The sequence below is a fragment of the Pinisolibacter sp. DMC100 genome, from assembly GCF_056313705.1.
In genome coordinates this window covers 600,425-625,276 of the sequence record NZ_JBQUZT010000002.1, presented here as the reverse complement: position 1 = coordinate 625,276, position 24,852 = coordinate 600,425, and the positions used below count along the sequence as shown (strand labels likewise).

Below are 24,852 nucleotides of genomic sequence, written 5' to 3'. Positions count from 1 at the left end.
GAATAGAGGTTCGATCGCGGCCGGCCACTTCCGATCGCACGACCGAGATGGATTGCTGCCGCAGTCGTTCGAACACCAAGGAGGCGAGAGGCGATGCCCGTCACGCTCTATCGATCACCTGCGAAGCGCCCGATCGGCGCCCGTCCGGTTCGGGCCGACATGGCGCAGCTCTCGGGCTCCGAGATCCAGATCTGGTCGGGGCCGAAGATCCGCGACGTCTGCCGCTCGGCGTTCCTGCGCAATCGTTACGAGCACTGGCAGAAGCTCGCGAGGAACAGCGGCACGCCTCTCCTCAAGGATCTGTACGGCAACGAGGAGGAGGCACGCCTCGACGAGGCGATGCTGTTGCTCCAGCAGGGCAGCGACTTCATCTATGTGCAGCAGGGCGCCGTCTCGGTCGAGAGATATGGGAAGATCTTCCGGGGTCTGATGCTCTCGACCATCGAAGGAACGATGACGACGTCGTTCCTCAACTTCTACAACGGCGCATTGCGCGACATGCAGCCGCGTTACATCCAGTTCCGAACCGAATTCTCGGCTCGCCACGTCCGATGGGAACGCGTCGCGCTGCCGCTCGTCTCCGACGACCGACAGCAGGCCAAGTTCATCATGACCTATTCGGAGCCTCTGGACGACAAGCTCGACATCCTGGCGGCGACCTTCGAACGCTCCCCGATCGGGATGATCGCGGCGTCGCGACCGATCGGTGAGGAGCGGTCACTCGACGAAGGCGAGATCCTGCTCGTCAACAATCGGGCGCGCGCGCTGCTGCGCCTGCCGCAGGCCGGACTGTCGTTGTCGACGGTCGCCGACCTGCGCGGTTGGATCAGAGACACGGCCGGATGGGTACTGACCGGCGAATCGGGCGCCAGCGCCGTGAGCGGCCGCTCGACGCTGACCTTCCGCGACGGAGCCGAAGGGCGACGGATCACGATCGTCGTCGAGCCGATCGAACATTTCGTCGTCTATCACTTCCTGGAAACCGGTCAGGCGGTCTGAGCGAACGAACGACCCGCCGCCCGCCGTCACGCCTTCTTCGGGGCGTCTTCCCGTGACGAAGGCGCACCTCACACGCGTCCCTTCCAGGGCGCCGCGTGCTTCTCGACCCAGCGCATCATCATCTCGAAGCTGAAGGCGACGACGCCGATGATCAGGATGCCGAGGACGACGACGTCGGTGCGCAGGAAGTTCGAGGCGTTGAACACCATCTTGCCGAGGCCGGCGTCGGCGGCGACCATTTCGGCCGCGACCAGCGTCGTCCAGCCGACGCCGACGCCGATGCGCAGCCCGACCAGGATGTCGGGAATGGCGCCGGGCAGGATGACGTGGCGGATCAGCTGCCAGTAGCTCGCACCCATCGACAGCGCCGCCTGGATCTGTTCCTGCGCCACCGAACGCACGCCGGCCCGGGCGGCGAGGGCGACGGGAGCGAAGATCGCCAGATAGAGCAGCATGATCTTGGCCATCTCGCCGATGCCGAACCAGATGATCATCAGCGGCAGATAGGCGAGCGGCGGCAGCGGGCGGTAGAACTCCAGCGGCGGATCGAAGATGCCGCGCCAGATGCGCGACACGCCCATGGCGATGCCGGTCGGCACGGCGATCAGCACCGCCAGCCAGAAGGCGACGAAGACGCGGCCGAAGCTCCAGGCGAAATGGACCCACAGCGGATGGCCGTCGAGTTCTCCGGCGAGCGCCTGGCGGAAGGCGTTCCAGATCGCCTCGGGCCGCGGCAGGAACAGCGGCTTGATCAGGCCGAAACGGGTCGTCAGCTCCCACACGACGAAGATCGCGATGGTGGTGAGGATGTTGAACCCCAGGCTCGACCCCTCGCCGAGGGTGCGATAGCGGCTGATCTTCCGCGGCTTGTCGGGGGCGGGCTCGGCCGCGGGGCGGCTCTCGGTCGGATCCGTCATGATCAGTCTCCCGCCACGGCCGCGGCACTGGGCGCGCGCTGTTGGATGTCGGCGAGGACGACCTCGCGCATGCGGACGAATTCCGGGTCGGCCTTCACCGCGCGCGCGTCGCGGCATTGGATGAAGCGGCGGCCGAAGTCGAGTTCGTAGGTCTTCTCGATCTTGCCGGGGCGCGGCGTCATGACGACCAGCCGGGTGGCGAGGAAGAGCGCCTCTTCGACCGAATGGGTGATGAAGAAGACCATCTTGCCGGTGCGATCCCAGACGTCGAGGATCAGCTCCTGGACCTGCTCGCGGGTCAGCGCGTCGAGCGCCCCGAGCGGTTCGTCCATCAGCAGGACCTCGGGATCGCAGGCGAGCGCCCGGGCGATGCCGACGCGCTGCTGCATGCCGCCGGAGAGCTCGTAGATCATCTTCCGTTCGAAGCCGGAGAGACCGACCAGCGCCAGATTGCGCGCGGCGATCTCGTAGCGCTCGGCCTTGCGCATGCCGCGCAGCATCAGGCCGAAGGCGACGTTGTCGACGACGTTCAGCCAGGGCAGCAGGGCGTGTTTCTGGAAGACGACGCCGCGATCGGCGCCGGGACCCTCGACGTCCTTGCCGTCGAGGAGGATGCGGCCTTCGCTCGGCGGCAGGAAGCCGGCGAGCGAGGAGAGCAGCGTCGTCTTTCCGCAGCCCGAGGCGCCGATGGCGACGACGAAGTCGCCGTTCTTCATCTGGAGATCGACGTGGCTGAGGGCGACGATCGCGCCGTCGCGGGCGCCGTAGCGGATGGTGAGGTCCTGGACCTCGAGAGCGGACGACATGCGCATCCGCGGGCTCGCTGCGGTCTGTTCGGCGTGGCTCATGGCAGGGTCCATTGCGGTCGGTCCGCGGCGTCGAAGCCGGGGAGGAGGCCGCGGCGTCTGCGCCGCGCGATCCGCGGAGTGGGTGCCGGTGCGAGCGCGTCGGCGCCGGTCCCACTCCGGGCTCTGTCGGACGGGCGGTTCCGGGGCATCGGGGAGAGATGCCGAGATCCGGACCGTCGCTGCGCGATCACTTCGCGGCGGCTGCGGCGAAGGAGGGGTCGACCGAGGCGCCGAAGTCGGCCGGGATGTCGGTGATCCGGCCTTGCGCCTTCAGGAACACGGCGGTCGAGGCCATGGCCTGGGCGACACCGCCGGCCTTGCCGCCGCCGAGCCATTCGGCCGAGGCCTGTTCGGCGGCGCTCGGATGGGCGTAGGCGGCGAGTGCCGGCGGCACGTCCTTCTCCTCGGCACCGACCACCTTGGCGATCGTCTTGACTGCGTCGCCCTTCAGATAGGCGGCGGGATCGGCCTTGTAGGCGGCGTCGGCCTTGGCCATGGCGGCGACATAGGCCTTCACGAAGTCCTTGTTCTTCGCCGCCCAGTCCTTGCGGACCATGACGGCGTCGAAGGTGCGCGCGCCCTGCTTGGCGATGTCGGCGGAGGAGAGCAGCACCTTGCCGCCCGATGCCTTGGCCTTGGCCAGCACCGGATCCCAGACGAAGGTGCCGTCGATGTCGCCGCGCTCCCAGGCCGCCGCGATTTCCGGCGGGCGCAGGTTGAGGAGCTGGACGGCGCCGCCGAGACCCGCCTTGTCGAGCGCGAAGCTCAACTGATAGTGCGAGGTCGAGACGAAGGGCGTGGCGATCTTCTTGCCCTTGAGGTCGGCGAGCGACTTGGCGCCGAGGCTCTCCTTGACGACGAGCTGCTCGGCATTGGCGATGTCGTCGAGGATCCAGATCACCGCGACGTCGAGCCCCTGGGCCACGGCGGCGGTCGCCGGCGACGAGCCGACCTCGCCGAGCGGGATGTCGCCCGACGCCATCGCCTTGATGACGTCGCCGCCACCGCCGAACAACTTCCAGTTGATCTTGTAGCCGGTCGCCTTCTCGAGGTCGCCGGTCACCTGGGCGAGGCGGAAGGGCACGATCATGTCCTGATAGGCGATCGTGACTTCCCTGGTCTGTGCCTGAGCCCCGAAGCTGGTCGTCAGGGCGGCGACGCCCAACAGCAAGGAGGCACGTCTGCTGATCGTACGCATCATGGTTTTCTCCTTGTCGGTGGCCCCGCTGGTGCCAAGCGGCACGGCGCTGGACCGACCTCTCGTCTCCGATGGCTGGAATGTTCCCCCATCGATCTCCGCCGCCGTTAGCGCCAGAGTCCGACCGAGCATTGTGCCAGAGGCCGAATTCGTCTGTTCGCATTCGGTATTTTACGGATATTTTCTTCGAGACGGCGGCGGCCCGGGGCCATTCTGGCACCATGGCGTGCGGCGAGGGGCGATCACACCGCCCGGATCGGAGGCTCGACATGGCGGCGCGTCACGAGGTTCTGTGGTCGAACCTGCTCGAACTCAGGCGCGACGACACGATGAGCCTGCAGGCCCAGATCCGCCGCGCCATCGTCGCGGCGATCCGCAGCGGGCGCCTCGCGGCCCATGCGCCGGTGCCCTCGAGCCGGATCCTCTGCGAGCATCTCGACGTCGCCCGCAACACGGTGATGCTCGCCTATCAGCAGCTGACCGACGAGGGCTACCTCTACACCAAGCCGCGCGCCGGCTGCTTCGTCTCGCCGGGGCTGGCGGTCGCCGAGCCCGACGCCGCGCCGGAGCCCGCCGACGAGGCGGCGATCGCCTGGTCGTCGCGCCTGCGCATCCTGCCGCATGCCCAGCGCAACATCATCAAGCCGTCCAACTGGGCCACCTGCCGCTATCCCTTCATCTACGGCCAGTTCGATGCCGATACCTTTCCGCTCAACGCCTGGCGGGAATGCTGCATCCAGGCGATGCGGGTGCTCGAGGTGCGCGGCTGGGCGCAGGATCTCATCACCCGCGACGACCCGACGCTGGTCGAGGAGGTGCGCACCAAGATCCTGCCTCTGCGCGGCGTCTGGGCGAAGTCCGACGAGATCCTGATGACGACGGGCGCGCAGCAGGCGCTCTATCTGATCGCCGATCTCCTGGTGAACGACCGCGTCCGCGTCGGCATCGAGGACCCCGGCTACCCCGACGCCCGCAACACCTTCATGCTGCGCGCCGGCGAGGTGCGGCCGCTGCCGGTCGACGAGGGCGGCCTCAGGATCGACGACCGGCTGATCGGCTGCGACTACGTCTATGCCACCCCCAGCCACCAGTCGCCGACCACCGTCACCATGCCGATGGACCGCCGCATCGCCCTGCTCGAGGCGGCGTCGCGGCACGACATCGTCATCATCGAGGACGACTACGAGACCGAGACGAGCTTCGCCGGGCCGCCCAATCCGGCGTTGAAGAGCCTCGATCGCTCCGGCCGGGTGATCTATGTCGGCTCGCTCTCCAAGTCGATCGCCCCCGGCCTGCGTCTCGGCTTCATCGTCGCCTCGGCCGAACTGATCACCCACCTGCGCGCCCTGCGGCGGCTGATGGTGCGCCACCCGTCGAGCCTGATCCAGCGCGCCTTCGCGCTCTTCCTCCAGCTCGGCTATTTCAACGCGCTGATGCGCGAGGTCGCCGTCGTCCACCGCGAGCGGGCGCAGGTGCTGCAACAGGCGCTGCGCGATCACGTGCCGGCCGTCGACTTCGTCCCGGTCGGCGGCGGCGCCTCGTGCTGGGTCAGCGGCCCGGCCTGGCTCGACGCCCAGCGTCTCGCCCGCGAGGCCTTCGAGCGCGGCGTCATGCTGGAGCCCGGCGACGTCCACTTCCTCGCCCAGACCGCGCCGATGAACCACTTCCGCCTCGGCTTCTCGTCGATCCCGGCCGGCCGCATCGTGCCGGGCATTCAGGCCCTGGCGCCGCTGGTCGAGGCGCAACGTCCGGTTTGATCCACCGTTGGCTCCATGCGCCGCGCGGCGCTGGCGCTACCGATCTCCTCCGGCCACGCGATACTGCCCCCATGACGGCGCCGAGGCGTCGTCCGTCCCATACGGGTCTCGAGCAGACATGCGGGACGCGACCGCCGCCGCGGTCGTGTCCGACGACGCTCGACCCATGTCTCGACCTCGGCCGCGGCCGATCGCCCGGGAGGCTCCGGGAAGGGTGCCCGCCGCGAAGGAGAACGTCGATGCCGACACCATTCACCGCCGAACACCTCCGCGAGACGTTCGACGCCTTCAATCGCCACGACGTCGAGGGCGTGATGCGGCACTTCGCCGACGACTGCGTCTTCTTCACCGTCGGCGGCCCCGAGGCCTTCGGCACGCGCATCGCCGGCCGCGAGGCCGTCGCCACCGCCTTCGCCGCAGTCTGGGCGGGAATGCCCGACGCCCAGTGGCACCAGAGGGGCCATTTCGTCGCCGGCGACCGCGCCGTGTCGGAATGGACCTTCACCGGCACCCGCGCAGACGGCCAGCGCATCGAGGCCGACGGCTGCGATCTCTTCCGCATCCGCGACGGCGCGATCGTCGAGAAGCACGCCTTCCGCAAGGACCGGCCGTTGCAGGAGGCGCGCTGACCGCGCGGGATCGCCCATGAACTCGTCCGCCCCCGCCTCGCGAACCCCGTCGCGCACGCCCTACGACCCGGCCTACGATCCGCTCGTCGACACGACGCCGGGCCGCGGCGCCGCCTATGCCCCGACCTACTGGATCGCCACCGCCGGCCCGCCGCCGGAGGACGACGGACCGGTCGTCGCCGACATGGACGTCGACGTCGTGGTGATCGGCTCTGGCTATACCGGGCTCTCCACCGCGATCCACCTCGCCAAGGACCACGGCGTCCGCGCCCACGTGCTCGAGGCCAACGGCATCGCCTTCGGCTGCTCGACCCGGTCGGGCGGTCAGGCCCAGATCAACAACGGCCGCCTCAAGCGCAGCCAGTGGATCGAACGCTGGGGCCTCGACACCGCGCGCGCCATGCACGCCGAGGTGATGGAGGGCTTCGAACTCTTCCGCGCGCTCATCGTCGAGCACGACCTGAAGTGCGACGCCATCGAGGGCGGCCACTGGTACATCGCCCATCGCCCCTGGATGATGCCGAAGCTCGAGGCCGAGGCCCGCGTGATGCGCGACGCCTTCGGCTACGCCACCCGCATCGTCACGCGGCAGGAAATCCACGACGAGGCGGTGCGCGACATGGACGCCCACGGCGGCGTCTGGGAGCCCGACGGCGTCTCGGTCCAGCCGGCCAAGCTCGCCTTCGAATATGCCCGCGTGGCGCGCTCGCTCGGGGCGAAGCTCCATCCCAATTCGCCGGTGACGCGGATCGAGGAGCGGGGCGGCTCGCTCTGGTGCCACACGCCGGGTGGTATCGTCCGGGCGCGCGCGGTCTGTGTCGCGACCGCCGGCTACACCGGGCGCGACCTGCACGGTTCGACCCGCGATCGGCTGATGCCGATCCTGTCGAACAACTGCGTCACCCGGCAACTGACGGCCGAGGAGATCGCCTCGGTCGGGGCGAGGACCCATGCGCCGCTGACCGACACGCGGACGCTGCGGTTCTATTATCGGATGCTGCCGGAAGGTCGGCTGCAGATCGGCTCGCGTTCGGCGATCACCGGCCGCGATGCGGCGGCCCCCCGTCACGAGAAGCTGCTGCACGATGCCATCGCCCGCAAGTTCCCCGGCCTCGCAGGCGTCGCACTCGATCATTCCTGGTGGGGATGGGTCGACGTCAGCCACGACATGGTGCCGCGCATCACAAGGCCCGACCCGAAGACGCCACTCTTCTACGCCCTCGGCTACGGCGGCAACGGCGTCATGTACGCCGCCCAGGCCGGCCGGCGCATGGCCCGGATGGCGATGGGGAAGGGCGCCGGCTCCGCCCTTCCCATCTTCTCCGGTGAGCTGCCGCACGAAGGCTGGCGCACGCCCTTCCGCCGCCTCGGACAGGCCTGGCTCTATCGCTGGTATCATCTGCGCGACGAGCGGCCCTGAGCCGGGTTCCGGCGCCCTGCGCCGTCAGGACTTCGCGTCGCCGCTCTTCGTCAGGCGGGAGAGGCGATAGGGCGTCGGGTCGACGACCGGCGTCGCGTCGGTGACGAGGTCGGCGGCGAGCCGTCCGGCCGCCGGCGAGGTGCCGAAGCCGTGGCCGGAGAAGCCGGAGGCGACCGTCAGGCCGGGGATCGCCGCGACCGGCGAGATCACCGGCAGCGAATCCGGCGTGATGTCCATCATCCCCGCCCAGACCTCTTCGACGACCGCCTTGCCGAAGGCCGGCCAGGCGGCCGTGAGGTTGCGCATCGCCTCGGCGTTGATACCCTCGTCCGCCTCCGGCGACATGGTGCGCACCCGCTCGAAGGGCGAGACGCTCTTTGCGTTCCAACGCCGCGCCAGCATGAGATCGCGCAGGAAGTGGCCGCCGAGCCGGATGCGCAGCAGGCTGCGATTGCCCGAGAGCGAGCCGAGATAGCGCATGCCGATCAACAGGTGGTCGAGCGACAGCGGCGCGATCAGCGCCCCGCGCTGGGTGACGATGTAGCCGCCGTCGCGGTGCTTGCGGAAGGAGAAGTCCGGTCCGCCGACGGCGATCTCGGTCGGCCCCTCCATCGGCGCGGTGCGCAGCACGGACGAGATCAGCGGCAGCGTCGGCAGCGAGATGCCGTGATTGCCGAGGAAGCGCCGCGACCACAGACCGCCGGCGAGGAGCACCCGGTCGCAGCGGATCTCGCCGCGCTCGGTGACGACGCCCGTGACCTTGCCGCCCGAGAGCGACAGCATGCGCACGGCGCAGTTCTCGACGATCACCGCGCCCTTGGCCATGGCCGCCGCGGCGATGGCGAAGGGGGCGATCGTCGGCTCGGCGCGGCCGTCCGACGGCGTGTGGATGCCGCCCGCCCACTTGCCCCGGCCGCCCGGCACCAGCCGGTCGATGTCGGCCTGACCGAGCAGGCGGGAATCGAGGTCGAGATGGGCGACGGAGGCGAGCCAGTCGCGGTGCATCGCCATCTCGTCCTCGGTGCGGGCGAGATACATGATGCCCTGCTGCCGGTAGCCGACGTCGCAGCCGACGCGCTCGGCCATGCCGGCCCACAGTCGGTCGGAGGTGAGCGACAGCGGCACGTCGGGTGCGGCACGGCCCATCTTGCGCGCCCAGCCGAGGTTGCGCGACGACTGTTCGAGCCCGACCCGGCCCTTCTCCAGCACGACGACGGGAATGCCGCGTTCGGCGAGCTCGAGCGCCGCCGTCAGGCCGACGATGCCGCCGCCGATGACGACGACGGTGGTCGCCGCCGGCATGTCGGGCGACGTCGCGAGGGGAAAGTCGATGCGGGGCATGATGCGTCCTCGGGAGGTTCGACGCGCGGCGCGCGCCGTCGTCAGAGCGAAACGGTGATCAGTTCGGCCTTCGCGGCGCCGACGCCGCGGTGGGCGGTGACCTCGATCTCGACGCGGTAGACGGTCGAGCCGAGCGGCGGGCAGGTGGCGGTGAGCGCCGGGCGGATGCCGCGGAACTTCTCGCCGACGATCGTCATCACCGTGTGCATGTCGGCGGGCTCCTGGACGAAGACCCGCGAGGCGACGACGTCGGCGAGGCTCGCCCCGACCGCCGCGAGTGCGCGCTCGACATTGGCGAAGACCTGCCGCGTCTGCGGCTCGATCTCGGCCGGGATCTCGCCGGTCGCCGGATCGCGGCCGGCGGTGTTGGAGACGAAGATCCAGTCGTCGACGGCGACGATGCGCGAATAGCTGGCGTGGTCCTCGAACCTGGAACCGGTCCCGACCTTGACGACCCTGGGCATGATGCATCCGTGATGATGGGAGAAGGAGCGTGCGGGGAGCCGGCCGCGGGCGACGGCGTCGCGGCCGGCCTCCGTGATCAGCGCAGTTCGGGAACGTCCCAGAGGTTCAGCTTGACGCCGATCCCCTCGGCCACCGCCTTGCGATAGAGCACCGTGCCCCAGGCGACGTCCTCGACCGGCATGCCGCCGACCGACAGGATGATGATCTCGTCCTCGCTCACCCGGCCGCGCGTCTCACCGGCGACGATGGCGCCGAGATCCTCGAGCGCGTCGGCGTCCATCTTGCCCTCGGCGATCATGTCCATGAAGCGCACGCCGATGATCGGCACGTGGTTGTGGGCGGGCTTGGGCAGCTCGTGGAACCACGCCTCGTAGAGGCCGACGTTGTCGCAGACCTTGCGGATGTCGGCCGCCTCCAGCCCCTCGTCGATGTTGCAGAGCGCCGGCATCGACAGGAAGGCGCCGGGCTTCACCCATTCGCGTCGGACGATCGGATAGGTCGAGGGATCGCCGACCTCGCCGGAATTGCAGTAGGTGACGATGTCGGAGCCGCGCACGACGCTCTCGACGTCGTCGACCACCGAGACGGTCTTCACCTGCGGATAGGTCGCGGCGATCCAGTCGAGGAAGGACTTCAGGCTCTTCTCGCCGCGTCCCTTGACCTTGACGGTGTCGATGCCGGGCCGCGCCGCCATGAAGGCCGAGAACGAAGTCTTGGCCATCACGCCGGGGCCGAGGATGCCGACGACCTTGGCGTCCTTGCGGGCGAGGTGCCGCGCGCCGACGCCCGGCACCGCGCCGGTGCGATAGGCCGACAAGAGGTTCGCCGACATGTGGGCGAGCGGCGCGCCGGTGTCGGCGTCGTTCAGCGTGAACATCAGGATCGAGCGCGGCAGACCCTTCTCGCGATTGGCGATGTTGGAGCCGTACCACTTCATGCCCGCGGTCTTGAAGCTGCCGCCGAGATAGGCCGGCATCGCCATGAAGCGACGGTCCGCCGTCGGCTTCGGCATGTCGGGGAACGGCGAGTTCTCGGGGAAGGTGACGATGGCGCCGTGGCTGTCGTTGTTGGCGCCGGCCATGCGGTAGTCGCCGTGGTGGAGGAGGGCGAACATCTCCTCCATCGTGTCGATGCAGGCGGCCATGTCGGTCACGCCGGCACGGATCATGTCCTTCTCGGACAGGTAGATGAAGTCGATCCGGGTGTTCTCGGTCATCGTGTCGTCTCTCGTCTCTCGAGGCGCGCGGCCTCTCTCGGCGGGCGGGTCGGCCGCCGGTGGGATGGTCTTGGGAAGCGGGAAGGCGGGATGATCGGGGTGGGGCGCGCCGGGCGGTGCCGCGGCGCGCCCGGCTCGTCACTCGAGCATGCGGCCGAGGCCGGCGTAGAGATCCGGGCGCTTGGCGCGGATGCGGTAGGCGAAGGCGACGCCGGCGAGACCGACCAGGGCGATGCCATAGGGGAAGGCGGCGACGATCGGGCTCTCGGAACCGGAGAGCAGTGACAGGTTGGCGATCACCAGGGCGAGGCCGCCGACGAGGCCGACGAAGGCGACGAGCGGGGCGACCAGCGTCGTCCACAGGCCGTGCCCGTCGGGCTGGCGGCGGAAGTAGACGATGATGGCGATGCTCACCAGCGCCTGGATCGACAGGATGCCGATCACCGCGAGCGCCGACATCCACGAGAACACCACGGTGTAGGGATCGGCGCCGCCCACCACGAAGAGGCCGACGATCAGCGCCGCGCTGGCGGACTGGACGAGGCCGGCGACGTGGGGCGACAGGTGCTTCTCGTGGACCTGACCCAGCGCCCGCATCGCCAGACCTTCGCGGCCGAGGGCGAAGAAGTAGCGGTTGAGCGTGTTGTGGAAGGACAGCAGGCAGGCGAACAGGCTGGCGATCAGCAGGAAGTTCATCAGCTTGCTCGCCCAGGGGCCGAGCACCGCGTCGGCGGCGACGAAGAAGAACGTGTCGAGGCCGGCGTTGGCGACGTCCTGCACCTTCGACGGGCCGTAGTACTGGACGATGGCCCAGGTGGAGAAGGCGTAGAAGGCGGTGATCAGGAAGACCGCGACATAGGTCGCCCGCGGAATGGTGGTCTCCGGGTCCTCGGCCTCCTCGCCGAAGATGGCGGTCGCCTCGAAGCCGATGAACGAGCCGATGACGAAGACCAGCGCCGAGCCGAGCCCCGGTCCGAACACGACGGAGGGCGCGAAGGAGGTCAGGCCGATCCCCTCCGGTCCGCCGCCCTTCACCAGGATGCCGACGTCGAGCAGCAGCAGCACGGCGATCTCGGCGATCATGCAGACGCCGAGAATGGCGCCGGAGAAGGCGATGTTGCGCCGTCCGGCGAGGTGGACGACGACCAGCGCGGTGAAGGACCACACCCACCACGGCAGATCGAGCCCCTGCGGTGCCAGCGAACCGGCGACGAAGACGCCGAACAGCGCGTAGACCGCGACCTGCACGGCGGAATAGGTGACGAGCGCGATCAGCGCGCCGGCGACGCCGGCCGGTCGGCCGATGCCCTGCGAGATGTAGGTGTAGAAGGCGCCGGCCGCCTCGACGTGACGCCCCATCGCGGTGAAGCCGACGGAGAAGATCACGTAGAGCAGCCCCGCCAACACGAAGGCTCCGGGAACGCCGGCGCCGTTGCCGAAGGCGAAGGCCGCCGGCGAAGCACCCACCACCGCCGTCAGCGGCGCGGCCGCGGCGACGACGAAGAACACGATGTGGGCGAGGCCCACCGAATTGCGCGCCAGGCGCGGTCCGACATCGGAAAGTGTAGCGTCCAAGGTCATGGTGCCCCTCATGTGCATGATCCTGCACAGTAAATTAGGGGTCCGCCACTGGTCTCGATATTGCAAGGTACGCCAGTGAATCGATAATTCGCGCCAAACGGGGTGAAGACGATGATCGAGACGGCAAATGCACGGTATTTGACCAGACGAATGCCGATGATCGCATCAATTCGTGCCTCTGCACTGATGCCGATCGTCAAAGAACTCGATCAACGGACCGGAAAAGCGGATCTGTTGATGGCCGGGCAGGGCATTTTCCGCGGCGAACTCGCCGATCCCTACTCGACCGTGCCGATCGGCGGCTATCTCGCCACCTTCGAACACGCCGCCGAACTCGTCGGCGATCCGAGCCTCGGCGCCCGCCTCGGCATCGGGCTGAAGCCGGCCGACATCGGGCCGATGGGCATGCTCTTCGCCATGGCGCCGACCATCCGCCGCGCCTTCGAGCGCCTGTCGCGCTTCGTCAGCGCGTTCCAGGGCGCGACGAGCTCGGAGGTGACCGAGAAGGGCGACATGCTGGTGTGGAGCTACGGCATCAGCGATCCCGCCCTGTGGCCGCGCCGGCAGGACAGCGAATACACGCTCGCCGCCACCTGCCATCTGGTGCGCCAGTGCTTCGTCTCCGGCTGGAACCCGGTCGAGGTGCATTTCGAGCACCCGGCCCCTGCCGACGTCGCGCCGCTCCGCCGCATCTTCCAGGCGCCGCTGCGCTTCGGCCAGTCGGCCAATCGCCTGATCTTCGACACGGCCGAGGCCGACCGCGTCCACCATCAGGAAGACCCGGCGCTGGTCGAGATGCTGCAACGCCACATCGCCGATCTCTCCGGCGAACTCGGCAAGCCGGTGAGCTGGTCGGAACGCGTCTGGGCGCTGCTCGGCATCCATCTCGGCTTCAAGGACGTCACCACCGCCAGCCTCGCCCGCGAACTCGGCACCGCGCCGCGCACCCTGCAGCGCCGGCTGGCGGAGGAAGGCGTCTCCTTGCGCGAGTTGCTCCGGCGCTACCGCATCACCAAGGCGGCGTCCTTCGAGCGCACCGACGAGCGCAATCGCTCGCGCCTCGCCCATGCGCTCGGCTATGCCGACAGCACCTCGTTGTGGCGGGCCCGGCGGACGTGGAACGCCGACGTCGCGGTCGCACCGGCGACGGCTCGCGGCGGGGCCGGTCGCACGAAAGCGGCGCGCGGAGCATCCCGCGCGCCGTGAGCGCCTGATCGAGTAGAGAACGGCGCGCCTCTGGCGCTCCGGGGGGGAGGCTTCACGCCTTCTTCGGTGCCGGCTTCCGCAGCATCGATTCGCATTCGATGGCGATCACCTTGCGCCCGTCGAAGGAGAGGGCGAGACGGCCGTGCTTCAGCTCGAGCGCCCGCTCGCCGAAGAGCTCGCGCCGCCAGCCCTTGAGCGCGCCGACGTCGGCCTCGTCGTCGGCCGCGATCGCATCGAGCTCGTCGACGGTGGCCACCACCTTGGAGGCGACGCCGTTCTGCTCGCAGACGAGCTTCAGCAGCACCTTCATCAGGTCGACCGCCGCACCGGCGCCGTCCGGCATCGGCTTGCCCTTGGGCACCGGCGGCAGCTTGTCGCGCGGAATGGCCTGGGCGCGGGCGACGCAGGCGAGGATCTCCTCGCCGGCGCGCGAGCGCTCGAAGCCCTTGGAGAGCGAACGCAGGTTCGACAGCGCCGCTGCGTCCTTGGGCTGATCGGCGGCGATCTCGTAGAGCGCGTCGTCCTTGAGGATGCGCGAACGGGGCACGTCGCGATTGCGCGCCTCACGCTCGCGCCACGCCGCGAGTTCTTTCAGAACAGCGAGTTCTATCGGTTTCCTGATGCGAAGCTTGAGGCGCTCCCAGGCGTTCTCGGGCTTCAGGTCGTAGGTCTCGACGGAGGTCAGCACCTCCATCTCCTCCGCCACCCAATGGGCGCGGTCCTGTTCCTCGAGCCGCTTCTTCAGGAAGTGATAGACGTCGCGCAGGTGCGTCACGTCCGACAGCGCGTAGTCGTACTGCTTCTGCGTCAGCGGCCGGCGGGTCCAGTCGGTGAAGCGCGACGACTTGTCGATGTGGTGGCCGCTGATGCGCTGCACCAGCTGATCGTAGGAGATCGAATCACCGAAGCCGCAGACCATTGCCGCGACCTGGGTGTCGAACACCGGATGGGGGACGAAGCCGCCGAGATTGAAGACGATCTCGATGTCCTGCCGGCCCGAATGGAAGACCTTCACGACGTTTTCGTCGCGCATCAGGTCGAGGAAGGGCTTCATGTCGAGCCCCGGAGCCAGCGCATCGACGATGACGGCGGTGTCGGGCCCGGCGAGCTGCGCGACGCAGAGCTTGGGCCAGAACGTGGTTTCGCGCAGGAACTCGGTGTCGACGGCCACGAAATCGTGAGCGGCGAGACGGGCACAGGCGGCGGCGAGGTCTTCGGTGGTCGTGATCAGGTGCATGGACGCGCTCTATAGCGCGGTTTTTCCGGCTTGTCGCCTGCATGCGCACCGATCGTTTCCGCGCCGACGCCGCACCCGCCGCGCGCGGCGTCGATCGTCGGCGCCGGTTTCCCTCGCCGGGCTTTCGCGGTAACGTGATCTGGAACAATTCCAACCGCGCATCGCCAGCGGTGGAGCCGCCGGTCGGCGGCCGAACCCAGCCAGCGCCTTCGCATGGAGAGAGCACCATGAAGGGTGATGCCAAGGTCATCGACTATCTCAATCGCGGCCTGCGCAGCGAGCTGACGGCGATCAACCAGTACTGGCTCCACTACCGGATCCTCGACAATTGGGGCCTCAAGGCCATGGCGAAGGTCTGGCGCAAGGAATCGATCGAGGAGATGGAGCATGCCGACGGCTTCACGGCGCGCATCCTCTTCCTCGAGGGCTTCCCCAACATGCAGACGCTCGATCCGCTGCGGATCGGCGAGACGGTGAAGGAAGTGCTGGAGGCCGACCTCGCCGCCGAACTCGGCGCCCGCGCCCTCTATCAGGAGGCTGCGGCCTATTGCGAGAGCGTCAAGGACTTCGTCACCCGCGACATGTTCGTGAAGGTGATGACCGACGAGGAAGGCCACATCGACTTCCTCGAGACCGAACTGTCGCTGATCGAGCGCATCGGCCTCGAGCTCTATACCCAGACCAAGATCGGCGAGAGCGGCTCCTGAGCCGCGCCGAAAGGAAAGACCGAAGCCGGCTCCCGAGCCGCGCCGAAGCGGCGTTCCCGCCGCCGGAGAACGAGATCGCGAGCCCGTTCCCGGAGACCCGGGGGCGGGCTCGTCGCGTTTCCGGGTCACTCCGCGGCGATCGGCCATTCGGCATCGGTGCCGGGAGTGGAGGCGGGGAAGTCGTCGATCACCGCCGGGCAGGCGTCGCAGTCGCGGTTCGTCGCCTCGCGGATGATCTGTTTGACGGTGGGGGCGCAGCGGCCGCACTGCGGCCGGCATCCGAGACAGCCGAAGACCTCCGACATGCGGCCGCAGCCGCCGGTCTCGTCGACCACGCCCCGGATCGCCCGGTCGGAAAGGGCATTGCAGGAACAGACGATCACTCGGGCCTCCCGCCACGTCGGATTTCGCTCCGGTCGCCCCGCCGTCCGTGTCGCCTTTGCGACGCTCGTCCCTCGAGCCGGGCCATCCGCTTCCTTCTTCGCAAGGCCCGTGCCGCAGCCGGGGCTCGTCCGGTCGACCCGGTCGAGCGGATCGATCGACGCATCATATGTGCAAGCGAGAACCATTCGCAAGAGTAGGAATGCGGAGGCGTGTGGGGGAGGGCGTGGGACAGAGCGAGGGGGAGTCCTCCGCGCGATTGCGCAGGGGGGATCGCCGCCCGTGCGCGATCCTTCGAGACGCGCCTGCGGCGTGCCTCAGGACGAGGCTCTCGTGATTTGCCACATGAAAACAGGCGCCTCACGCCGAAGAGGCGTTCAGAGAACGCCGTCTCGAAGCATCGCGCACGGACGCCGAGGCGCGCTTCTTCGGAACTACGCAACGATACCTCGAGAGGCGAAGGGGGAGCGGTTGCGGCCGATGCCGGAGCCGTCCGCGCCTGCGACGGCGATTGCGCACCCTTCGTCGCCCCGCCTTCTCCCGCGGCCGAGCCGCAAGGCTGCCCGCATCCCCCTCGGACCCGTCGGGAAATCTTGACAAGGCGGGCGTCGCGTGCGCTTGTGCGGCCACTTTCGGACCCGGTCGGGTTCGATCGCCCGCAAGGATTCGCCGGACGAGGCGAGGGGCCTCGCGAGCCGCCCGGCCGACGTCCCCGGACCCAGAAGATCACGAGATCGCGCCATGCATCGCTACCGCTCCCACACCTGCGCCCAGCTCACCGCGGCCGACGCCGGCAAGACCGCCCGGCTCTCCGGTTGGGTCCATCGCGTGCGCGATCACGGCGGCCTCCTCTTCATCGATCTGCGCGACCACTACGGCATGACCCAGGTCGTCTGCGATCCCGACAGCCCGGCCTTCAAGACCGCGGAAGCGGTGCGCGGCGAGTGGGTGATCCGCCTCGACGGCGAGGTGAAGAAGCGCACGGCCGAGACGATCAACCCGAACCTGCCGACCGGCGAGATCGAGGTCTTCGCCCGCGAGATCGAGGTTCTCTCGGTCGCCAAGGAACTACCGCTGCCGGTCTTCGGCGAGCCGGAGTACCCCGAGGACATCCGCCTCAAGTACCGCTTCCTCGACCTGCGCCGCGAGACGCTGCACAAGAACATCATGACGCGCACCCGGGTCATCTCGACCCTGCGCAACAAGATGAACGACATCGGCTTCAACGAGTTCTCGACGCCGATCCTGACGGCCTCCTCGCCGGAGGGCGCGCGCGACTTCCTCGTGCCGAGCCGCATCCATCCCGGCAAGTTCTTCGCCCTGCCGCAGGCGCCGCAGCAGTACAAGCAGCTGCTCATGGTCGCCGGCTTCGATCGCTACTTCCAGATCGCCCCCTGCTTCCGCGACGAGGACCCGCGCGCCGACCGCCTGCCGGGCGAGTTCTACCAGCTCGACCTCGAGATGAGCTTCGTCACCCAGGACGACCTCTTCGCCACGATGGAGCCGGTGATCCTCGACACGTTCGAGAAGTTCGCCGACGGCAAGACCGTCCGTCGCGACGTGCCGCGCATCCCCTACGACGTCGCCATGCGCAAGTACGGCACCGACAAGCCCGACCTTCGCAACCCGATCGAGATGCAGGCTGTCACCGAGCACTTCGCCGGCTCCGGCTTCAAGGTCTTCGCCGGCATGATCGCCGCCGATCCCAAGGTCGAGATCTGGGCGATCCCGGCCAAGACCGGCGGCTCCCGCGCCTTCTGCGACCGCATGAACGGCTGGGCCCAGTCGGAAGGCCAGCCCGGCCTCGGCTACATCTTCTGGCGCGAGGGCGAGGAGGGCGGCGCCGGCCCGCTCGCCAAGAACATCGGCCCGGAGCGCACCGAAGCGATCCGCGCTCAGCTCGGCCTCGGCGTCGGCGATGCCTGCTTCTTCGTGGCCGGTCGCCCGGAGAAGTTCGTCAAGTTCGCCGGCGACGCCCGCGTTCGCGTCGGCAAGGAACTGAACCTCGTCGACGAAGCCTCCTACGCGCTCGCCTGGATCGTCGACTTCCCCTTCTACGAGTGGGACGAGGAAGAGAAGGCGGTCGCCTTCTGCCACAACCCCTTCTCGATGCCGCAGGGCGGCATGGAGGCGCTGCAGTCGCAGGATCCGCTGACCATCAAGGCGTTCCAGTACGACATGGTGTGCAACGGCTACGAGATCGCCTCGGGCTCGATCCGCAACCATTCGCCCGAGACCATGGTCAAGGCCTTCGAGATCGCCGGCATGTCGAAGGACGTGGTGGAAGAGAAGTTCGGCGGCATGTACCGCGCCTTCCAGTACGGCGCCCCGCCGCACGGCGGCATGGCCTTCGGCGTCGACCGCATCGTCATGCTGCTGGTCGGCGCCTCGAACCTGCGCGAGATCACGCTGTTCCCGATGAACCAGCGCGCCGAAGACCTGCTGATGGGTGCCCCCGCCGAGGCCACCCCGAAGCAGCTGCGCGAACTGCACATCAAGCTCAACCTGCCCAACTGAGGCGGGACGCGAGCCGACATGCGAAAGGGGCCTTCGGGCCCCTTTTTCGTCTCCCGCGACGAAAGACGCCTCGCGCGGCGACGCGGTCGGCCTCATCATCACCCGATCGGGCGAGGAGAGGGGTCATGACGGGCGCCGAGGACCGAAATCGCATCGTGAATGCGGCGGCGAACGACGATCGCCCGCCGAAGCGAACCAGTCTCTGGATCTTCCTCGTCTGCCTCGGCGCCGTGCTCGGCGCGATCGGCGGACGCGGCCTCTGGCGCGGCTTCGAGACGCTGAAATGGCCGCGCATCGAGGCGGAGATCGTCTCCTCCGACGTCACGGTGCGCACCGACCGCTCGTCGAGCGGCACCCCCTCGATCGGTGTCGTCGCCGGCGGCCCGCGCAGCGAGTTCGCCGCCTATGCCGTGAGCTTCCGCTACACGATCGACGGTGCCGAGCACATCGCCCACGGCGTCGAGCGTGGCGATCTCGGGCTGCAGAACTCGCAGAAGTCACGGGATCTCGGCTCCGCCCACCCGATCGGCTCGCGGGCGAGCGTCGCGGTGAACCCGGCCGATCCGGACGATGCCTGGCTGGTCGTCGGTCCGAGTTCGGCGGCGAAGATGGTGACCGGGGTCGGTGCCGGGCTGATGCTGATCGGCCTGTGGATGCGCGCCGTCTCGCGCCCCACGGTCGTGCGCGGACGGGTCGTGCGTCGGCGGCGGAACGGGCGCGGCGAGAGCTGAGACGACGCGGACCTCAGTCCGCCATCTGGCTCATGTCGATCTTGGCGTCGCCGGCCGGCTGGGAGGCGGCGAGCGCGGCCGGGACCTTGCCCCACTTGCCCGGCGCGCCGCGCATCGCGAAGAACGAGCCGCAGCCGTATTTCCAGTCGCGCGGCGTGCCGGTGTCGACGTGAACGAGCTCGGAGTGGCAGTAGGTGCCGACGCCGCCGATGCCGGGAATGGTGCGGGCATAGGCCGCGAGCTTCTCGGCCGAGACACCGGGCACGATGATGTCGGCGGCGGCGCACATGCGGTGCATCGAGCCGCGACGGCCGCGATCGCGCGCGGCGGAGGTGATCACGACCTTCTGGCCGTATTTCGTCTCGATCTTGTGCAGCAGCTCGATCATCTCGGGCTTGAGACAGGCGGTCTCGACCGAGGCCGTCTGCAGCACGTAGGGAATGCCGAAGGGCGTGTCGACTTTGAGCCGCGGCGGCGCCTTGACCGGGTCGGTCGGGCTCGAGAAGAAGCCGAGGGCGGCCTTGGGCTCGCCGTGCTGCGGCTCCATCCGCTCGGCGATCCCGGGCGGGGTCTCGTCTTCCTCGGCCTGCTGCTCGGGCGCGTTGCCGGTGATCGACAGCGGCGCGACGGAGGCGTAGTGCGGCCGCGCCCGCGGTATCGGCGGTGCCGCCACTTCCTGATGCGGCGGCCGGGCGCGCGGGATCGCGACGACCTGTTCGTCGCCCTCGTCGTCCTCGCCCTCGTTGACGTCGGCGGCCGCAGCGGCGGCGCCCGGTACCATCAGCGTCTGCTGGCCGAGCGAGGCATATTGCGCGCCCGAACCGACGTTGGCCTCGATGGCGTCCCGCGCGCTGCGCGAGGCTCCGGAGAGCGGCAGCGCGGCATAGGCCATGGCCGAGCCGGAGAACCCTTGCGACGGCGGCACGCCGAGATCGATCTCGGTCGCCGAGGCGGTCGCGGAGGCGGCGAAGCGTCGGCCGAAGATCGGCATGCGGTCGCCCTTGGCGATCGTGGCGATCGGGATCTCTTCGCGGAAGGCGGTCGTGTCGGCGGAGACGGAGCGCGGCGCCGACAGCGCCAGCAGCACGAAACCGGCGACCGCCGCACCGGCGCCGAGCGTCCCGCCGGCCAGCGCGTGACCGACGTGGACATGCCCGATCGCGTCGCGCAGGCGCACCAAGACCCCCGGCGCCTCGGGCGGCGGGATGTCGAGCGCGGTCGCGAAGATCGAGCGAATTCCCTTGTCCGAAGTGGCAGGCTGTCGGCTCATGCGCTCTCGGGGCTCTCGCTCTGGCAAACGGCCGCGCCTCCCTTTCGGGGAACTGCGTCGGACCCTGTCGTTGCGTCGGTGGCGGAACCTAGTCGATTTGGCGCCCGGCGTAAACACCACCGTGCCGTCCGCCCCGCGGCCCGACCGTCGAAACGGCGGAAAACCGCGAAAAAGGGGCGGCTCTTCGCCGCCCCCCGTGACGATCGGTCGTCGTCCGCTCAATCGTTGGCGGAGACCTCGGCGGCGAGCACGTTCGGCAGAGCCTGCGGCGCCGCCATGGCGGTGCCCATGATCTGGCCGAAGGAGACCGGCGTCGCCGGCTTGGCGGCGATGGTCAGCGACTTCGGCGTGTCGAGGAAGGTGCCGGCGGCGGCGGCCACCTTCTTCTCGAAGTCCTTGTTGCCCATCATCGACAGCACGGCCGGGATCAGCAGCTTGAGCTGCTTGGCGTAGGTCTTGGAATCGGTGCCCTGCTCCTTGGCCTGCATGTCGAGCACGCGGGTGGCGAGCGAGCCGTCGTTCCAGCGCAGCGTCAACTTCTCGACGGTCAGGCCCTGGAGGATCTCCATCTCCTTGGCGTTGTCGCCGTCGGCCTTCTTCAGCGCGTCGACGGTCGCCGGCGTCAGGCCGCCGATCACGCCGGAGAGACGGAGCTCGCCGGCCTGCGCCGCGCCCACCGTGATGCGGGCGATGTCGAGACGGCCGGTCTTGTCGTCCCAGGTCCCCTCGAAGCCCGCGTCGATCGACAGCTTCTCGTAGCCGAGCGCACGAGCGGGTGCGAGGTCGGGATCCTTCGGGTCGAGCGTCACCTCGATGCCCTTGAGGTCGAAGGCGGCCTTGCGCGGCGTGTCGCCGACATAGTCGGAGGCGGCGAAGGAGACCGAGGCGATCGGCACCTTCTTGCCGTCCTCGGTGTCGACGACGAGGCCCGTGGCGACGGCCTTCTCGACCCGCTCGCCGGTGATCTTGCCCGGCACGACCTTGGCCGGCGCGACGCCGTGGTAGTTGGTGAGCACCAGTTTCTCGGCCGCGATCCTGGCGTCGTCGCCCTCGATGCGCACGCCCTCGGCGGCGATCTCGGCGGCGTCGTAGCCGCCGTCTGCGGACGGAACCGCGCCGGTCCAGGTGGTCTTGGCGACGCTCATCGTCGTCTTCTTGCCTTCGACCTCGGAGGCGACGCGGGTGTCGGAGACGACGAAGCGGGCGTCGTCGCCCTCGACCTTGCCGAAGACGACCTCCTTGGCGCCGCTCGCCTTCAGCGACTGCGTCGTCATCTCGATGATCTTGTCGCGGGTGCTCTGGGCGAGTGCCGGCGCGGCGAGGGGCAGCGAGACGCCGATCACCAGCGAGGCCGCGAAGAGGCGAAGGGAACGACGGGGAGTGGACATGGCCAGGCCTCGTTGAAAGAGAGCGAATGAACGAACGACAGAATGCGGCGCGCGCGATCGAGTGCCCGTGCCGTGTGGCGGAATTGCGATTCGGCCGAGGGTGGACCGCATCGCGTGCGAAAGCAATCGAGCCGAGCGTCGTAAACGCCCGGAATTCGGCGCCTTCCGGCCGTTCCGTCGGCTGCGTTCAGTCCCTGTTTACCACGTGCGTCCAAACTCGGCGGCGAACGGGGATCGGATCGAACGGTGACCAGTCGCGGCCTTCTTCTTCTCTCGGCAGTCGGTATTGCCGTGATCATCGGTGTCGCGCCCTTCGTGCTCGGTCACTGGGTGCTGACGACCCATGCCGAGCGCTTCGGCCGCGACGAGATCTCCGCCGTCGCCGCCCGCCAGCTCGAGCGCGCCGAAGTCGTGACCGCCGAGGCGATCTCGGTGCTGCGCGAGGCCGATCGCGCCGGGCTGTCGACCTGCCGGCCGGAAGATCTCGCCCTGCTCGGCGAGAAGGCTGCGCGTTCGCAGTACATTCGCCGCATCGGCATCGTCGACGCCACCGGCCTGCCGATGTGTTTCGACCCGCCCCCCGCCCGTCGCCGCGGCGCCGCGCTCTTCCGCCCCGATCCCGCCCGCGCCGTGACGCTCGCCGTGCTCGACTCCGAGGTCGTGCCGGATGCCGCCAAGGGGACGGTCGTCGTCGCCTGGCGCACGTCGGTCGGTGTCCATCTCGTCGCCGAGATCGCGCCCTCGATGCTCGACCTCGACGGCGGCGCCGCCTATCTCCGCGGCTCCCGCTCGGTGACGGTGGAACTCGGCGGCGGCGTCTGGGCCGCCTGGGGAGGTCGTACCGACCAGGGCGAGGCGATGGTGGCGGAGGCGCGCTCCGACTATTTCCCGCTCACCGTCCGCGTCGAGGTCTCGCGCGCGGGCGTGGCGGAACTCGTCCGTCCGCTCGAGGCGACGCTGGCGATCGGTTCGATCGCCTCGACCGTGGTGCTGATCGGCTTCTCGCTCTGGCTCTTCCGCAAGCCGACGTCGGAAGTCGACGACGAGATCGCGGTGGCGCTCGGCCGCGCCGAGTTCGAGCCCTATTTCCAGCCGGTGATGAACATCGACACCGGCCGCATCGAGGGCTGCGAGATGCTGGCACGCTGGATCCGGCCGGACGGCACCACCGTCTCGCCCGGCGCCTTCATGCCCTATGTCGAGAGCTCCGGCCACGTCTTCGAGATGACGCGCCAGCTGATGCGCAAGTCGCTGGCCGCCCTCGGCGCCTTCTATTCCGCCAACCCCGATCTCAAGCTGTCGATCAACCTCTTCGCCGGTCATTTCGACGATCACCAGATCATCGAGGACATCGAGGCGATCTTCGGCGACGGGCCGATCGCCTACGATCAGCTGGTCTTCGAGGTGACCGAGCGCTATCCGCTGCGCGACGTGCCGCAGGCCCGCCGCATCATCGCCGAGATGCATTCGCTCGGCTGCCGCGTCGCCCTCGACGACACCGGCACCGGCCACGGCGGCCTCGCCTACATCCAGCAGCTCGGCATCGACATCGTGAAGATCGACAAGATGTTCGTCGACGCCATGGGCGCCGATCTCGGCGCCTCGACCATCGTCGACGTGCTGGTCGAACTCGCCAACTCGCTCGACATGGGCGTCGTCGCCGAGGGCGTCGAGACCCAGGAACAGCTCGAGCGCCTGCGCGCCAAGGGCGTGACCTCGGCGCAAGGGTATGTCTTCGCCCCCGCGCTCCCGGCCGACCTCTTCGTCGACCTCGCCGCCTCGATGGTGCGCCCGCATCTCGAGTTCGACGACGACGATCTGGCCGGTACGGAAGACGCCGCCTGACCCCTTGTCTTTGCCGGCAAACGAGGTGACGAAGGGCGATGAGCCTCTTCGTCTTTCTCGCCGTCCTCGCCGCCGCCGCCGTCCATGCCGGCTGGAACGCCCTCGTCAAGAGCGCGCAGGACAAGGCCACGACCACCGTCCTGGTCGCCACCGGTTCGGGTCTCCTCGGCCTCGTCGTCGCGCCCTTCCTGCCGCCGCCGGCGCCCGCCGCCTGGCCCTGGCTCGCGGCCTCCGCGGTGTTGCAGGTGGTCTATTTCGCGCTGATGGCGGGCGCCTATCGCCTCGTCGACCTGACCGTCGCCTATCCGCTGATGCGCGGCGCCGCCCCGGTGATCGTGGCGATCGCCGGCGTCGGTGTCTTCGGCGAGGTGCCCTCGACCGCCGGCTGGATCGGCGTCGTGATGGTCGGCGCCGGCATCGGCGGTCTGGTCTTCGCCGGGCGCGGTCGCGGCAGCTTCGGCGGCATCGCGCTGGCGCTTCTGAATGCACTCTTCATCGCCGGCTACACCATCACCGACGGCCAGGGCGTGCGCCTCTCCGGCTCGCCGATCGCCTATGCGCTGTGGGGCGCGGCCCTCGCCGCCCTGCCGCTGGTCGGCTGGAGCCTCGCGACGCGGCCGGCGATCCTGCTCACCGCACTGAAGGGCAGGGCGGCGATCGGCCTTCTCGGCGGCATGGCGTCGATGGTCTCCTACGGCGTCGCCGTCTGGGCGATGACGCAGGCCCCGGTGGCGCTGGTGGCGGCGCTGCGCGAGACGTCGATCGTCTTCGCGCTGATCCTCGGCCGCGTGCTCTTCCGCGAACGCCTCGGTTGGATCCATCTCGCCGCCGTGGCCGTGGTCGTCACCGGCGTGGCGATGTTGCGGGGTGGGTGAGGGGAGTGTCTCGCCGCCGAGCGCAACCTGCGCCTCACGGAACCCGAGGCTTCCCGTCGTTCTCGAGGTCTTCGACGACGATCGTCGCATGTTCGAGCCGAATGACGAGCTCGTCGAGCTTCGTCGCGGTGATGTCCTCGCCGCTCGGCGATCGCAGCGTGGCGCCCGCCCGGTATTCCTCGATCTCGCGTCGGAGGAAGGCCTGCTCGGTGACCGCCCACTGCTGAAGCCTGCGCGTCATGGCCACCTCTTGCGCTCGAGTCCACCCGTTCCGACCCTGCCGTGGCCCCCCGCCGCTGCAGCGCGGCCGACGGCACCCCGTGT

The 24,852-nt window shown here is 69.1% G+C and carries 22 protein-coding genes; 10 read left to right on the top strand and 12 right to left on the bottom strand.

From position 1 onward, the window contains the following. The first annotated feature begins 93 nt into the window (after window positions 1-93). Window positions 94-999, top strand: a complete 906-nt coding sequence (locus ACT541_RS11740; protein WP_476137048.1) for a hypothetical protein — start codon at window positions 94-96, stop codon at window positions 997-999. 68 nt (window positions 1,000-1,067) lie between these two features. Here the strand turns inward: ACT541_RS11740 and ACT541_RS11735 are convergent, their stop codons facing one another. The 3 genes from ACT541_RS11735 to ACT541_RS11725 form a co-directional block, all read right to left on the bottom strand. After that, the gene (locus tag ACT541_RS11735; protein WP_476137046.1) at window positions 1,068-1,916 is read right to left on the bottom strand and encodes an ABC transporter permease subunit; all 849 of its coding nucleotides are present in this window, start codon (window positions 1,914-1,916) and stop codon (window positions 1,068-1,070) included. Between the two features lie 2 nt (window positions 1,917-1,918). After that, window positions 1,919-2,722 (bottom strand): taurine ABC transporter ATP-binding protein, encoded by an 804-nt coding sequence (locus ACT541_RS11730; protein WP_476137524.1) that lies wholly within the window; start codon window positions 2,720-2,722, stop codon window positions 1,919-1,921. A 229-nt stretch (window positions 2,723-2,951) separates the two neighbouring features. After that, the gene (locus tag ACT541_RS11725; RefSeq protein ID WP_476137045.1) at window positions 2,952-3,965 is read right to left on the bottom strand and encodes a taurine ABC transporter substrate-binding protein; all 1,014 of its coding nucleotides are present in this window, start codon (window positions 3,963-3,965) and stop codon (window positions 2,952-2,954) included. Between the two features lie 266 nt (window positions 3,966-4,231). Here ACT541_RS11725 and pdxR point away from each other — a divergent pair, with 266 nt between their 5' ends. From pdxR to ACT541_RS11710, 3 genes are all read left to right on the top strand, one after another. Next, window positions 4,232-5,719 carry a MocR-like pyridoxine biosynthesis transcription factor PdxR gene (pdxR, locus tag ACT541_RS11720; protein ID WP_476137043.1) on the top strand — a complete coding sequence of 496 codons (1,488 nt, stop codon included), beginning with the start codon at window positions 4,232-4,234 and terminating at the stop codon, window positions 5,717-5,719. Between the two features lie 239 nt (window positions 5,720-5,958). Beyond that, complete coding sequence (locus ACT541_RS11715; protein ID WP_476137041.1) at window positions 5,959-6,348, top strand: nuclear transport factor 2 family protein; 390 nt, start codon at window positions 5,959-5,961, stop codon at window positions 6,346-6,348. Between the two features lie 16 nt (window positions 6,349-6,364). Then, window positions 6,365-7,768, top strand: a complete 1,404-nt coding sequence (locus ACT541_RS11710) for an NAD(P)/FAD-dependent oxidoreductase (RefSeq protein WP_476137039.1) — start codon at window positions 6,365-6,367, stop codon at window positions 7,766-7,768. A gap of 24 nt (window positions 7,769-7,792) precedes the next feature. Here ACT541_RS11710 and ACT541_RS11705 read toward each other — a convergent pair whose 3' ends face one another. The 4 genes from ACT541_RS11705 to ACT541_RS11690 form a co-directional block, all read right to left on the bottom strand. Continuing rightward, window positions 7,793-9,109 carry an NAD(P)/FAD-dependent oxidoreductase gene (locus ACT541_RS11705; protein WP_476137037.1) on the bottom strand — a complete coding sequence of 439 codons (1,317 nt, stop codon included), beginning with the start codon at window positions 9,107-9,109 and terminating at the stop codon, window positions 7,793-7,795. Between the two features lie 41 nt (window positions 9,110-9,150). Continuing rightward, on the bottom strand, window positions 9,151-9,573 hold the full coding sequence (locus ACT541_RS11700; RefSeq protein ID WP_476137035.1) for a Rid family hydrolase: 423 nt from the start codon (window positions 9,571-9,573) through the stop codon (window positions 9,151-9,153). A gap of 77 nt (window positions 9,574-9,650) precedes the next feature. After that, window positions 9,651-10,790 carry a tyramine oxidase subunit B gene (locus ACT541_RS11695; protein WP_476137033.1) on the bottom strand — a complete coding sequence of 380 codons (1,140 nt, stop codon included), beginning with the start codon at window positions 10,788-10,790 and terminating at the stop codon, window positions 9,651-9,653. Window positions 10,791-10,928: 138 nt separating this feature from the next. Next, window positions 10,929-12,371, bottom strand: a complete 1,443-nt coding sequence (locus ACT541_RS11690; RefSeq protein ID WP_476137032.1) for an APC family permease — start codon at window positions 12,369-12,371, stop codon at window positions 10,929-10,931. A gap of 111 nt (window positions 12,372-12,482) precedes the next feature. Between ACT541_RS11690 and ACT541_RS11685 the strand changes: the two genes are divergently transcribed. Next, window positions 12,483-13,577: an AraC family transcriptional regulator gene (locus tag ACT541_RS11685; RefSeq protein WP_476137030.1), complete on the top strand. Its 1,095-nt coding sequence runs from the start codon at window positions 12,483-12,485 to the stop codon at window positions 13,575-13,577. Between the two features lie 52 nt (window positions 13,578-13,629). On the opposite strand, the gene rnd is transcribed toward ACT541_RS11685, so the two are convergent. After that, window positions 13,630-14,814, bottom strand: a complete 1,185-nt coding sequence (gene rnd / locus ACT541_RS11680) for a ribonuclease D (RefSeq protein ID WP_476137028.1) — start codon at window positions 14,812-14,814, stop codon at window positions 13,630-13,632. Window positions 14,815-15,041: 227 nt separating this feature from the next. Between rnd and bfr the strand changes: the two genes are divergently transcribed. Further along, window positions 15,042-15,521, top strand: coding sequence for a bacterioferritin (gene bfr / locus ACT541_RS11675; RefSeq protein ID WP_476137027.1), 480 nt, complete (start codon window positions 15,042-15,044; stop codon window positions 15,519-15,521). Window positions 15,522-15,646: 125 nt separating this feature from the next. Here bfr and ACT541_RS11670 read toward each other — a convergent pair whose 3' ends face one another. Further along, window positions 15,647-15,904, bottom strand: coding sequence for a (2Fe-2S)-binding protein (locus tag ACT541_RS11670; RefSeq protein WP_476137025.1), 258 nt, complete (start codon window positions 15,902-15,904; stop codon window positions 15,647-15,649). A gap of 739 nt (window positions 15,905-16,643) precedes the next feature. Here ACT541_RS11670 and aspS point away from each other — a divergent pair. Next, the gene (gene aspS / locus ACT541_RS11665) at window positions 16,644-18,419 is read left to right on the top strand and encodes an aspartate--tRNA ligase (protein WP_476137023.1); all 1,776 of its coding nucleotides are present in this window, start codon (window positions 16,644-16,646) and stop codon (window positions 18,417-18,419) included. Between the two features lie 125 nt (window positions 18,420-18,544). Next, window positions 18,545-19,150 (top strand): DUF3592 domain-containing protein, encoded by a 606-nt coding sequence (locus ACT541_RS11660; protein ID WP_476137021.1) that lies wholly within the window; start codon window positions 18,545-18,547, stop codon window positions 19,148-19,150. A gap of 13 nt (window positions 19,151-19,163) precedes the next feature. On the opposite strand, the gene ACT541_RS11655 is transcribed toward ACT541_RS11660, so the two are convergent. Both ACT541_RS11655 and ACT541_RS11650 read right to left on the bottom strand, forming a co-directional pair. Further along, a complete protein-coding gene (locus tag ACT541_RS11655; protein ID WP_476137019.1) occupies window positions 19,164-20,420 on the bottom strand; it encodes a YcbK family protein in 1,257 nt (418 codons plus the stop codon). 218 nt (window positions 20,421-20,638) lie between these two features. Then, entirely contained in the window at window positions 20,639-21,808 is a 1,170-nt protein-coding gene (locus ACT541_RS11650; RefSeq protein WP_476137017.1) for a hypothetical protein, read from the bottom strand. A gap of 291 nt (window positions 21,809-22,099) precedes the next feature. Here ACT541_RS11650 and ACT541_RS11645 point away from each other — a divergent pair, with 291 nt between their 5' ends. After that, window positions 22,100-23,653, top strand: a complete 1,554-nt coding sequence (locus ACT541_RS11645) for an EAL domain-containing protein (protein WP_476137015.1) — start codon at window positions 22,100-22,102, stop codon at window positions 23,651-23,653. Between the two features lie 38 nt (window positions 23,654-23,691). Further along, a complete protein-coding gene (locus tag ACT541_RS11640; RefSeq protein ID WP_476137013.1) occupies window positions 23,692-24,528 on the top strand; it encodes an EamA family transporter in 837 nt (278 codons plus the stop codon). A 34-nt stretch (window positions 24,529-24,562) separates the two neighbouring features. Here ACT541_RS11640 and ACT541_RS11635 read toward each other — a convergent pair whose 3' ends face one another. Beyond that, window positions 24,563-24,769 carry a hypothetical protein gene (locus ACT541_RS11635; RefSeq protein ID WP_476137011.1) on the bottom strand — a complete coding sequence of 69 codons (207 nt, stop codon included), beginning with the start codon at window positions 24,767-24,769 and terminating at the stop codon, window positions 24,563-24,565. Window positions 24,770-24,852: the final 83 nt, after the last annotated feature.

Excerpts from the sequence above, each read along its gene's own strand:
- ACT541_RS11740 (WP_476137048.1), top strand. The coding sequence starts at position 94 with ATGCCCGTCACGCTCTATCGATCACCTGCGAAGCGCCCGATCGGCGCC.
- ACT541_RS11730 (WP_476137524.1), bottom strand. The coding sequence starts at position 2,722 with ATGTCGTCCGCTCTCGAGGTCCAGGACCTCACCATCCGCTACGGCGCC.
- ACT541_RS11695 (WP_476137033.1), bottom strand. The coding sequence starts at position 10,790 with ATGACCGAGAACACCCGGATCGACTTCATCTACCTGTCCGAGAAGGAC.
- ACT541_RS11735 (WP_476137046.1), bottom strand. The coding sequence starts at position 1,916 with ATGACGGATCCGACCGAGAGCCGCCCCGCGGCCGAGCCCGCCCCCGAC.
- ACT541_RS11640 (WP_476137013.1), top strand. The coding sequence starts at position 23,692 with ATGAGCCTCTTCGTCTTTCTCGCCGTCCTCGCCGCCGCCGCCGTCCAT.
- ACT541_RS11690 (WP_476137032.1), bottom strand. The coding sequence starts at position 12,371 with ATGACCTTGGACGCTACACTTTCCGATGTCGGACCGCGCCTGGCGCGC.
- ACT541_RS11725 (WP_476137045.1), bottom strand. The coding sequence starts at position 3,965 with ATGATGCGTACGATCAGCAGACGTGCCTCCTTGCTGTTGGGCGTCGCC.
- ACT541_RS11705 (WP_476137037.1), bottom strand. The coding sequence starts at position 9,109 with ATGCCCCGCATCGACTTTCCCCTCGCGACGTCGCCCGACATGCCGGCG.
- ACT541_RS11660 (WP_476137021.1), top strand. The coding sequence starts at position 18,545 with ATGACGGGCGCCGAGGACCGAAATCGCATCGTGAATGCGGCGGCGAAC.
- ACT541_RS11715 (WP_476137041.1), top strand. The coding sequence starts at position 5,959 with ATGCCGACACCATTCACCGCCGAACACCTCCGCGAGACGTTCGACGCC.
- rnd (WP_476137028.1), bottom strand. The coding sequence starts at position 14,814 with ATGCACCTGATCACGACCACCGAAGACCTCGCCGCCGCCTGTGCCCGT.
- aspS (WP_476137023.1), top strand. The coding sequence starts at position 16,644 with ATGCATCGCTACCGCTCCCACACCTGCGCCCAGCTCACCGCGGCCGAC.
- ACT541_RS11650 (WP_476137017.1), bottom strand. The coding sequence starts at position 21,808 with ATGTCCACTCCCCGTCGTTCCCTTCGCCTCTTCGCGGCCTCGCTGGTG.
- ACT541_RS11655 (WP_476137019.1), bottom strand. The coding sequence starts at position 20,420 with ATGAGCCGACAGCCTGCCACTTCGGACAAGGGAATTCGCTCGATCTTC.
- bfr (WP_476137027.1), top strand. The coding sequence starts at position 15,042 with ATGAAGGGTGATGCCAAGGTCATCGACTATCTCAATCGCGGCCTGCGC.
- ACT541_RS11700 (WP_476137035.1), bottom strand. The coding sequence starts at position 9,573 with ATGCCCAGGGTCGTCAAGGTCGGGACCGGTTCCAGGTTCGAGGACCAC.
- ACT541_RS11685 (WP_476137030.1), top strand. The coding sequence starts at position 12,483 with ATGATCGAGACGGCAAATGCACGGTATTTGACCAGACGAATGCCGATG.
- ACT541_RS11635 (WP_476137011.1), bottom strand. The coding sequence starts at position 24,769 with ATGACGCGCAGGCTTCAGCAGTGGGCGGTCACCGAGCAGGCCTTCCTC.
- ACT541_RS11710 (WP_476137039.1), top strand. The coding sequence starts at position 6,365 with ATGAACTCGTCCGCCCCCGCCTCGCGAACCCCGTCGCGCACGCCCTAC.
- pdxR (WP_476137043.1), top strand. The coding sequence starts at position 4,232 with ATGGCGGCGCGTCACGAGGTTCTGTGGTCGAACCTGCTCGAACTCAGG.